3 protein-coding genes and 1 pseudogene are annotated in these 2,311 nt (G+C 55.0%); 2 read left to right on the top strand and 2 right to left on the bottom strand.

Translation table 11 applies throughout. The annotated features are described in order from the left end of the window. Positions 1-60 precede the first annotated feature (60 nt). On the top strand, positions 61-489 hold the full coding sequence (gene rsfS, locus H6F43_RS13345; RefSeq protein ID WP_190343232.1) for a ribosome silencing factor: 429 nt from the start codon (positions 61-63) through the stop codon (positions 487-489). 99 nt (positions 490-588) lie between these two features. Here rsfS and H6F43_RS13350 read toward each other — a convergent pair whose 3' ends face one another. Then, a complete protein-coding gene (locus H6F43_RS13350) occupies positions 589-1,476 on the bottom strand; it encodes a sugar ABC transporter permease (protein ID WP_190343233.1) in 888 nt (295 codons plus the stop codon). 74 nt (positions 1,477-1,550) lie between these two features. Here H6F43_RS13350 and purN point away from each other — a divergent pair, with 74 nt between their 5' ends. Next, the gene (purN, locus tag H6F43_RS13355) at positions 1,551-2,192 is read left to right on the top strand and encodes a phosphoribosylglycinamide formyltransferase (protein WP_190343234.1); all 642 of its coding nucleotides are present in this window, start codon (positions 1,551-1,553) and stop codon (positions 2,190-2,192) included. Here purN and H6F43_RS22290 read toward each other — a convergent pair. Beyond that, positions 2,189-2,311, bottom strand: a pseudogene (locus H6F43_RS22290) (uracil-DNA glycosylase); the annotation flags it as partial. The gene purN and the pseudogene H6F43_RS22290 sit on opposite strands and share 4 nt — an antisense overlap.

Genomic DNA, 2,311 nt, shown 5'->3' on the forward strand with positions numbered 1-2,311 from the left:
CCTTCCCTAACCGATCGAACGTTTGAACTTGTCATTGAATCACTAAGGATTTAATACTGAATGCCAAATCAAAACGTACACACCCTTTTTCCGATTGCCGCCAACGTTACCAATCAGTCGGTTGCGCCAGATGACACCCTGGAGCTGGTGCGGACGATTGTCCAAGCCGCCGACGAGCGTAAAGGTGCTGATATGGCGCTGCTGCACGTGACTGAAGTGTCCACTCTTGCTGACTACTTTTTGATCGTCACAGGCTTTTCAAAAGTGCAGGTGCGGGCGATCGCTCGCTCAATTGAGGATCAGGTTGAAGAGACGTTTCAGCGCCGCCCAATTCATACCGAGGGGCAAACAGACGGCACCTGGATTTTGCAAGACTACGGCGATGTCATCGTCCACATCCAGCTACCGGAGGAGCGCGAGTTCTACAACCTGGAAGCCTTTTGGGGACACGCAAAGCGCTTAGAAACGGCTGAATTTGTGCAAGCGTAACGGGTGTTTGACAAACCGTTTTTTCTATTTGACGGGTGAAGTACAACGTACCTCACCCGTTATCGCGTTGAATGCCCAAAGAAAATAAACCGAGCACGTCTATTCAGTCGAAGTCCGCAACTGCACCGACACCAGCACGAGCGTAATTCCCAGCAGCAGTGTAGCGGCAGCCGCAGCATAGCCGAAATCAAACTGGGCAAAGGCTTGGTCGTAGATGTAGTAGACCAGCAGGTTTGTGGAGTTGAGCGGTCCGCCGCCCGTAATGACGTACACCTGCTCGAAGCTGCGAAGCGTGAAAATTGCGGTGGTGACAGCGGCAAAGACGATCGTCGATCGCAGTCCCGGCAGCGTAATGTACCGGAATTGCCGCCAGGGTCCCGCCCCGTCCAGTTCAGCGGCTTCGTAGCGGCTCTGAGGAATTGTCTGAAGCCCTGCCAAAAATACGACTAAATTGAAGCCCAACTGCTTCCAAATGCTTAGCAAGATGAGCACAAGCATTGCCCAGATTGGGCTGCTGAGCCAGGGAATCGGTGCTAAACCCAGCGCCATCAGCCCCGCGTTGACTGGACCATCGGTCTGAAACAGCCAGCGGAAACCCAATCCGACTGCCACCAGCGACGTGATCGAGGGCAGGAAATACGCCGATCGCAACACGCCCCGCAGCGCCAAACTCCGATTGAGCAGCACCGCAAGCCCTAGCGGAATCACAAGGCTCGGAATCACCGTTGCCACCGTGAAATACACCGTATTCCCCAGCACCTGCCAAAAATCTGGGCTGAGCAGCAGCCGCCAGTAGTTCCGCAAGCCGATCCACTGCGTTCCGGCTCTGGTAAAGCTGCCGGTTGTAAAGCTGAGGTAGAACAAATAGCCAATCGGGTACAGCACAAATAGCCCCAGCAAGACCAGCGCAGGCGCGAGAAAAAACCACGCCGCGACCAAGTCGCTGTCTAGAATTCGCGAGGCAGTATCAGAAGACGATTTCCGCATTGAGACATTGCAGGATGGCTGAAGCTATTCTACTTGGAGGCGCTGATAAGATGAGCTAGCTGTCGATTTTGACTATGAGTACTGATTCTGCAATGTCCAGTTTAATTTCACCAGACACCTCCGTTTCCCCACATCCAACGCTGAAGTTGGGGGTGATGGCGTCTGGAAGTGGCAGCAACTTCGAGGCGATCGCTCAAGCCATTGCGGATCGTCAACTCAACGCCCAGATTCAGGTGCTCATCTACAACAATCCGGGCGCAAAGGTTGCCGCTAGAGCTGATCGTTGGAGCGTGCCCTCGGTGCTGCTGGACCACCGCAACTTTTCCAGCCGCGAAGCGCTAGACGAGGCGATCGTTAGCACGCTTCAGCAGCGCGGCGTCGAGTGGGTGATTATGGCGGGCTGGATGCGAATCGTGACTCCGGTGCTGATTGCAGCATTCCGCGATCGCATCCTGAATATTCATCCCAGTCTGCTACCCAGCTTCAAAGGCAACCGCGCCGTCGAGCAAGCCCTTAAAGCCGGAGTGAAGATTGCAGGCTGCACGGTGCACCGGGTTGTGACCGAAGTGGACAGCGGCGAAATCATTATGCAGGCAGCCGTTCCCGTACTGCCGGACGACACACCAGAAAGGCTGCAAAACCGAATTCACGCGCAGGAGCATTGCATTTATCCACGCGCGATCGCACTAGCAGCGAGTCAAGTTTCGATCGACTAGGTGCCAGCCCCGCGAATCTCGTCCAGCTTGCTGCGAACGGCTTGAATATCCTGCCACATCAGCCACTTGGGGCTGCCCTTCTCCTTCGATTGATTTCGCAGCAGGTAGGCGGGGTGAAA

Source organism: Leptolyngbya sp. FACHB-36 (genome assembly GCF_014695955.1).
GTDB lineage: Bacteria > Cyanobacteriota > Cyanobacteriia > Leptolyngbyales > Leptolyngbyaceae > FACHB-36.

What these genes read in the sequence shown, in the direction of transcription:
- rsfS (WP_190343232.1), top strand. Translation starts at nt 61, where the DNA reads ATGCCAAATCAAAACGTACACACCCTTTTTCCGATTGCCGCCAACGTT.
- H6F43_RS13350 (WP_190343233.1), bottom strand. Translation starts at nt 1,476, where the DNA reads ATGCGGAAATCGTCTTCTGATACTGCCTCGCGAATTCTAGACAGCGAC.
- purN (WP_190343234.1), top strand. Translation starts at nt 1,551, where the DNA reads ATGAGTACTGATTCTGCAATGTCCAGTTTAATTTCACCAGACACCTCC.